Source organism: Catenulispora pinistramenti, from assembly GCF_018274385.1.
Taxonomy (GTDB): Bacteria; Actinomycetota; Actinomycetes; order Streptomycetales; family Catenulisporaceae; genus Catenulispora; species Catenulispora pinistramenti.
This window is the reverse complement of sequence record NZ_JAAFYZ010000353.1, coordinates 1-6976: the sequence shown is the minus strand read 5'-3', so window position 1 is coordinate 6976 and position 6976 is coordinate 1. Positions and strand designations below refer to the sequence as shown.

The 6976-nt window shown below is 70.4% G+C and carries 7 protein-coding genes and 1 pseudogene; 7 read left to right on the top strand and 1 reads right to left on the bottom strand.

Going from position 1 to position 6976, the window contains the following annotated elements:
• Nucleotides 1–509, bottom strand: a pseudogene (locus tag KGQ19_RS46450) (substrate-binding domain-containing protein); the annotation flags it as partial.
• A 180-nt stretch (nucleotides 510–689) separates the two neighbouring features.
• On the opposite strand from KGQ19_RS46450, the gene ypfJ reads away from it, so the two are divergent.
• The 7 genes from ypfJ to KGQ19_RS46415 all read left to right on the top strand — a co-directional run.
• Nucleotides 690–1646, top strand: coding sequence for a KPN_02809 family neutral zinc metallopeptidase (ypfJ, locus tag KGQ19_RS46445; protein ID WP_212021665.1), 957 nt, complete (start codon nucleotides 690–692; stop codon nucleotides 1644–1646).
• 420 nt (nucleotides 1647–2066) lie between these two features.
• Nucleotides 2067–2381: an integration host factor, actinobacterial type gene (gene mihF, locus KGQ19_RS46440; protein ID WP_015793934.1), complete on the top strand. Its 315-nt coding sequence runs from the start codon at nucleotides 2067–2069 to the stop codon at nucleotides 2379–2381.
• A 97-nt stretch (nucleotides 2382–2478) separates the two neighbouring features.
• Nucleotides 2479–3105, top strand: a complete 627-nt coding sequence (gene gmk / locus KGQ19_RS46435) for a guanylate kinase (protein ID WP_212021663.1) — start codon at nucleotides 2479–2481, stop codon at nucleotides 3103–3105.
• A gap of 105 nt (nucleotides 3106–3210) precedes the next feature.
• Nucleotides 3211–3492 (top strand): DNA-directed RNA polymerase subunit omega, encoded by a 282-nt coding sequence (rpoZ, locus tag KGQ19_RS46430; RefSeq protein ID WP_015793932.1) that lies wholly within the window; start codon nucleotides 3211–3213, stop codon nucleotides 3490–3492.
• Between the two features lie 72 nt (nucleotides 3493–3564).
• Nucleotides 3565–4788 (top strand): bifunctional phosphopantothenoylcysteine decarboxylase/phosphopantothenate--cysteine ligase CoaBC, encoded by a 1224-nt coding sequence (gene coaBC / locus KGQ19_RS46425; protein ID WP_212021668.1) that lies wholly within the window; start codon nucleotides 3565–3567, stop codon nucleotides 4786–4788.
• A 133-nt stretch (nucleotides 4789–4921) separates the two neighbouring features.
• Nucleotides 4922–6121 carry a methionine adenosyltransferase gene (gene metK, locus KGQ19_RS46420; RefSeq protein ID WP_212021661.1) on the top strand — a complete coding sequence of 400 codons (1200 nt, stop codon included), beginning with the start codon at nucleotides 4922–4924 and terminating at the stop codon, nucleotides 6119–6121.
• Nucleotides 6122–6363: 242 nt separating this feature from the next.
• Nucleotides 6364–6976: TetR/AcrR family transcriptional regulator (locus KGQ19_RS46415; protein WP_212021659.1), on the top strand; the 613-nt coding region annotated here is incomplete at its 3' end.

The following is a 6976-nucleotide window of genomic DNA, read 5'->3' as shown; positions in this document are numbered from 1 at the left end:
GGCGGACCCACCCCGCCCAGCGCATCCGCCACCGCCTTCGGCGCCGCCACCACGGTCGGCGAATCAGCCACCGAACTCCCGTTCTGCGGCACCGCCGCCTGCCCTGCGGCCGTGGCCCGCGCCAGCTCCAACCACAGCGACGTGTCCGGGATCCACACGTCCGGCCGCCCTCTCACCCCCGCCGGGGCCGCACCGCTGCCGGCCAGGTACTGCGCCATGTCCGCCGAGTCAGCCGCGGTCATCAGCACCCGCACACACGGCACCGGCTGCGGCGCGAGCACCGGCGCCAGCACGCTCGCCAGGTCCGGCGCGACCACCGCCGAGACCGTCGTCGGCCGCGAGGCGCAGGAAACCGAGGCGGCCGCGCCGGATGTGTGCCGGTGCCGTGCCGAGTACCAAGCCGCCCCGCCCGCGGACGCCCCCAGCACCAGCGCCACCACGATCGTGATCGGCACCGAGATCCGGGCGCCACGCCGCGGGGAGGAACGGTGAACGTGCCCGTGCGCCATGCCGGCGGTTCCTTCCGTGTGTGACCCGTGGTGTGACCCGTGACACTCGTGGAACGCGCGCAGGCTATTGGGTCAGGGCCCGGATTTGAAGACATCGCGCGGTCACCGCCGCGCACCGCGGCCCGCCCCCTTCCCGCGTGTCGGCGCGGACCGGACCGATTCGTCCAGGAAGATTGCGATATGCAGTTCGACGACGACGCCCGACTGGACTCCGGACAGGTCCGCGACGAGCGCGGCTCCGGCCCGGCCCGCGGCGGCGGCCTCGGGGGCGGCTTCGGCGGCGGCTTCGGCCTGCCCGGCGGCCGGGGCGGGCTGATCGGCCTGATCCTGACCCTGATCGCGGCCGTGGTCGGGGTGCCGCTGGCGCTGACCGACGGCTCGGGCGGGACCTCGAACGCCCTGTCGTCCTCCAGCAGCGGCGACGTCTCCGGGACCGTCAGCAGCGGCTCGCTGGCCGCCAAGTGCCGCACCGGCGCCGACGCCAACGTCAGCGACGACTGCCGGGTGGTGGCCATCGTGAACTCCGTGCAGAACTACTGGACCGGCTTCTTCGCCGCCGACAACCAGAAGTACCCGCGGGCCCAGACCGTCATCTTCAGCGGTGCCACCCGCACCGGCTGCGGCACCGCGACCTCCGCGGTCGGCCCCTTCTACTGCCCGGCCGACCGCACGGTCTATCTGGACCTGGGTTTCTGGCAGGAGCTCAAAACCAAGTTCGGCGCCCGCGGCGGGCCGTTCGCGCAGGCCTACGTCCTCGCCCACGAGTACGGACACCACGTCCAGAACCTCACCGGGGCGCTGGGCCAGAGCCAGTCGTCGCAACAAGGTGCGAACAGCGGTGCGGTGCGGGTGGAACTCCAGGCAGACTGTTACGCCGGGCTGTGGGCCCACTACGCCACGACGACGAAGGACGCCTACGGCAGAGTCCTGATCAAGGATCTCACCAAGCAGGACATCTCGGACGGACTGGACGCCGCGGCCGCGGTCGGCGACGACCGGATCCAGGCCCAGTACCAGCACCGGGTCACCCCGGAGACCTGGACCCACGGTTCGGCGGCGCAGCGTCAGAAGTGGTTCCTCACGGGTTACCAAACCGGAGACTTCCGGTCCTGCGATACCTTCTCCGGCTCCGTCTGAACCTCCGTGCGATATTCCGGCGTTGTCCCGCCGTTACTCAAAGGCTGGATGCGTCATAGGCCGCGAGCGGTCGCGGCCGATACCCCGGCGCGCCGGAATGCCGGTTCGGGTAAACGGATCTGACGCGATATCAGGGGCATGACGGTGTGATTCGAGCCCTGCAATCCGCCACGAATTACGCCGGACTCGCCCCCATTGGTCCGGGTATGCCCACGGGCTGGCCGAACGAGAAGCGCAGATCCCCTCTCCTAGCCCCCGACTACGGGTGTACGCTGCGGATTCGTTCCACCAGTTGTACCCGCGGGTCTCGTCCGCCAGGTGAGGTCCCGCATGTCTTGGGGGAGTTCGAGGCATGCCATAGGCCTCGGTCGAACCCGGACAAGTCCACCGACAGTACTCGAAGTCCAGAGGTGAACCGGCGTGGCTCTTCCGCCCCTCACTCCAGAACAGCGTGCGGCCGCACTTCAGAAGGCAGCAGAGGCGCGGCGTGAGCGCGCCGCTCTGAAGCTCCGTCTAAAGGCGGGCGGCGTGACCCTGTCCGACGTTGTGCGCGAAGGTCAGAAGAACGAGATCATCGGAAAGATGAAGGTCTCGGCTCTTCTGGAATCGATGCCCGGCATCGGTAAGGTCCGGGCCAAGCAGATCATGGAGCGTCTCGATATCTCAGAGACGCGCCGGATCCGTGGGCTCGGCGCCAACCAGATCGCATCACTGGAGCGTGAATTCGGCGCGTGACGTCCAACCTGCCCCGGCGCCTCGTTGAGACGCCGAGGTAGGCGACGCGGTACAACCGTCGGAATCGCGGCCCTGCGGCCCGGTACGATCTTCTCCCATGAGCGATCGCGCCGGAACGGACGGCCACGGTTCCGACACCCCTGCCTTTGAATCGGACACTGCCCCCGCACTTCTCACAGTGCTCTCGGGTCCCTCAGGCGTCGGCAAGACGACGCTCGCCAAGCATGTGCGCGAGGTCCATCCCGAGGTGTGGCTGTCGGTCTCGGCCACCACCCGCAAGCCCCGGCCCGACGAGGTCGACGGCGTGCACTACTTCTTCTACGACCGGCCCACCTTCGAGGACCTGATCGCCGAGGGCGAGTTCCTGGAGCACGCCGAGTACGCCGGCAACCTCTACGGCACCCCGCGCCGCCCCGTCGGGCAACGCCTGGCCGCCGGCCAGCCGGTCCTGCTGGAGATCGAGCTGCAGGGCGCGCGCCAGGTCCGCCGCGCGATGCCCGCCGCCCGCCTGGTCTTCCTGGCCCCGCCCTCCTGGGAGGTGCTGGAGCAGCGGCTGCGCGGCCGGGGCACCGAGCCCGAGGACGTCATCGAGGCGCGCTTGGACACCGGCCGGATCGAGTTGGCCGCCGAGAGCGAGTTCGACGTGACGATCGTGAACACCACGGTCGCCGAAGCGGCGGCGGAACTGGTCGAGCTGGTCACCGGTTCGCCGATAAACCACTGACTCACCACAGCGGCAGGTCCGGGCCGTCGGAGCTGTTATTCTAGAACGTCCGGGTCGTGGAGATCCGGAAATGATCTTGCTCGTCTGCGACAGGAGTCCTCACGCGTGTCCGCCACTGAGCCCGAAGGCATCATCAACCCGCCGATCGACGAGCTGCTGGACGCCGCCGGCTCCAAGTACAGCCTGGTGATCTACGCGGCCAAGCGCGCCCGGCAGATCAACGCCTACTACTCGCAGCTCTCCGAGGGTCTGCTGGAGTACGTCGGCCCGCTCGTGGACACCCACGTCCACGAGAAGCCGCTGTCGATCGCGCTGCGCGAGATCAACGCCGGCCTGCTGACCGCCGAGCCGATCGAGGCCGGCGCGCCCGGCTCGGTCATCCAGTAACTCCGCAGCCGACCCCGGTCGGCCGTCACGCGGTGATCGCCCTAGGGTTGAAGCGTGACTGAACACTCCACGATGCCGCCGCCCGACGTCGTTCTCGGCGTGGGCGGCGGCATCGCCGCGTACAAGGCCTGCGAGCTGCTGCGGCTCTTCACCGAGTCCGGGCACGCGGTCACCGTGGTCCCGACCGCCGCCGCGCTGCACTTCGTCGGCGAGCCGACCTGGGCCGCGCTGTCCGGGCGGCCGGCGGCCACCGAGGTGTGGGAGCGCGTGCACGAGGTGCCGCACGTGCGCCTCGGCCGGCACGCCGACCTGGTCGTCGTCGCCCCCGCCACCGCCGATCTGCTGGCCAGGGCCGCGCACGGGCTGGCCGACGACCTGCTGACCAACACCCTGCTCACCGCCACCTGCCCGGTGGTGTTCGCCCCGGCCATGCACACCGAGATGTGGGAGAACGCCGCCACCCGGGAGAACGTCGCGACCCTGCGCCGGCGTGGTCTGTACGTCATCGAGCCCGCGGTCGGCAGGCTGACCGGGGCCGACACCGGCAAGGGTCGGCTGCCGGACCCCTCGGCCATCTTCGAGTACTGCCGCTCCCTGCTGACCCGCGGCACGGCCGCGGCGGATCTGGCCGGGCTGCACGTCGTGGTCTCGGCCGGCGGCACCCGCGAGCCGATCGATCCGGTCCGCTACATCGGCAACCGTTCCTCGGGCAAGCAGGGCTACGCGCTGGCGGCCACCGCGGTGGCCCGCGGCGCGCGGGTGACTCTGGTCGCCGCCAACACCTCGCTGCCCGATCCGGCCGGGGTGGACGTGGTCCGGGTGGCGACGACCGCACAGCTGCGGGACGCGGTGCGCGCGGCCGCGCGGAACGCCGACGTCGTGGTGATGGCCGCCGCGGTGGCCGATTTCCGGCCCGCCGAGCCGGCCGAGTCGAAGATCAAGAAGGCCGACGACAGTTCGGCCCCCGAGATACGGCTGGTCCAGAACCCGCACGTGCTGCGTGAGCTCGGTCACTCCCGGATCCGGCCGGGACAGACGGTGGTGGGGTTCGCCGCTGAGACCGGTGATGCGCACGGGACGTGGCTGGAGCACGGCCGCGCCAAGCGCGCCAAGTACGGCGTCGACCTGCTGGTCGTCAACGAGGTCGGGGTGGACCTGACGTTCGGCGCGGACCACAGCGCGGCCGTCCTGATCAGCGCGGACGGTTCGGAGGAGCCGGTCGGGGACGGTCCGAAGGAACGGCTCGCCGACGTCATCTGGGACCGGGTACTTAAGGTGCGCACCCGCACCGACTAAACTGGCCTCGCGGTCGTTTCGATCTTCGTGACACGCACGCGCCCGGGGAGCCCCCAGGCGTGTGCGCTTCGTTCGGGGGCCGGGGCGTCGCGTCGACCTGTAGTCAGCAGCCGCTGCGAACCTAGGAGTACCCATGTCCGGTACCGTCCGCCGCCTGTTCACCTCCGAATCGGTGACCGAGGGGCACCCCGACAAGATCGCCGACCAGATCAGCGACGCGATCCTCGACTCCCTGCTCAAGGACGACCCGAAGTCCCGGGTCGCCGTCGAGACCATGCTCACCACCGGCCAGGTGCACATCGCCGGCGAGGTGACCACCACCGCGTACGCCGACATCGCCCGCCTGGTGCGCGAGACCATCCTGAGCATCGGGTACGACTCGTCCAAGAAGGGCTTCGACGGCGCCTCCTGCGGCGTCCAGGTGTCCATCGGCTCGCAGTCCCCGGACATCGCGCAGGGCGTCGATGACGCCTATGAAGCGCGGGTCGAAGGCGACACTGATGAACTGGACCGCCAGGGCGCCGGCGACCAGGGCCTGATGTTCGGCTACGCCTGCACCGACACCCCGGAGCTGATGCCGCTGCCGATCGCGCTGGCGCACCGGCTGGCGCACCGGCTGGCCGCGGTGCGCAAGGACGGCACCGTCCCGTACCTGCGCCCGGACGGCAAGACCCAGGTGACCATCGAGTACGACGGCCACAAGGCGGTCCGCCTGGACACCGTGGTGCTCTCCACCCAGCACGCCTCCGACATCGACCTGGAGAACCTGCTCACGCCGGACATCCGCGAGCAGGTCGTGGCCCCGGAGGTGGCCGCGCTGGACCTGGACACCACCGACTACCGGCTGCTGGTCAACCCGACCGGCCGGTTCGAGATCGGCGGCCCGATGGGCGACGCCGGGCTGACCGGCCGCAAGATCATCGTCGACACCTACGGCGGCATGGCCCGGCACGGCGGCGGCGCCTTCTCCGGCAAGGACCCGTCCAAGGTGGACCGCTCGGCGGCCTACGCGATGCGCTGGGTGGCCAAGAACGTGGTCGCGGCCGGCCTCGCGGAGCGGTGCGAGGTCCAGGTCGCGTACGCGATCGGCAAGGCCGAGCCGGTCGGGCTGTTCGTGGAGACCTTCGGCACCGGCCTGGTGGAGGACGTCCGGATCCAGGAGGCGCTGCTCCAGGTCTTCGACCTGCGGCCGGCCGCCATCATCCGCGACCTGGACCTGCTGCGCCCGATCTACCAGCAGACCGCGGCCTACGGGCACTTCGGCCGCGATCTGCCGGACTTCACCTGGGAGCGGACCGACCGGGCCGAGGCGCTGAAGAAGGCCATCGGCTAAAGGCGAAGCGAGCGCGCGCCGAGCGAGGCCGAGCACGAGGGCCGAGCACGAGTACGGGCATCGAGCCCCGGCTCCCCGATGGGGGCCGGGGCTTTTTCGCGGGCCCGGCCCCCGCCGCCGACAGACGGCACCGACCAGTACCGAGTGATATCAACGCCTTGCGCTCAGAACGGTACCGATCGGTGCCATTCCCGATATCAGCGGTGGCGTCCCCTGGGAACCGATCGGTACCATTCCTAGCCATGGCGGTACAGGCGCGCGAACGACTACTGGATGCGGCCGAAAAACTGTTCTACGACCAGGGAATCCGCGCGGTCGGGGTGGAACGGATCCTGACCGAGTCAGCGGTCGGTCGGGCGTCGTTCTACCGGCACTTCACGAGCAAGGAAGCCCTGGTGGTCGAGGTCCTCACCCGCACCGACGAACGCTGGCGGGCCTGGCTGCGCGCGACGATCGAGAGCTACCGCGTCCCGGCGTCCGAACGGCCCGTGGCACTGTTCGACGCGCTGGGCGAGTGGCTGGACGGAGCGGGCTACCGGGGCTGCGCATTCATCAACGCGATGATCGAGGCCGCCGACCGCGACAGCCCGATCCACGAGGTCGTGGTGGCCCACAAGAACGCGGTCACGGACTACGTGCAGCAGCTGCTGATCGCCGCCGGCCGCGACGACCACGCAACACTCGCACCGGAGCTGATGCTGCTGATCGAAGGCGCGCTGGTGACCTCGGTGCGCGAGGGCTCCTCGGAGCCGGCGACCCGCGCCGGACGGATCGCGCGGACGCTGCTGGCGCGCCAGCCGGATCCGCGGGACGCGGTGCGGCGGCGGCTGCGGGTGGTTACTGGGGGGATGGGGT

What these genes read in the sequence shown, in the direction of transcription:
- ypfJ (WP_212021665.1), top strand. Translation starts at nt 690, where the DNA reads ATGCAGTTCGACGACGACGCCCGACTGGACTCCGGACAGGTCCGCGAC.
- gmk (WP_212021663.1), top strand. Translation starts at nt 2,479, where the DNA reads ATGAGCGATCGCGCCGGAACGGACGGCCACGGTTCCGACACCCCTGCC.
- coaBC (WP_212021668.1), top strand. Translation starts at nt 3,565, where the DNA reads ATGCCGCCGCCCGACGTCGTTCTCGGCGTGGGCGGCGGCATCGCCGCG.
- metK (WP_212021661.1), top strand. Translation starts at nt 4,922, where the DNA reads ATGTCCGGTACCGTCCGCCGCCTGTTCACCTCCGAATCGGTGACCGAG.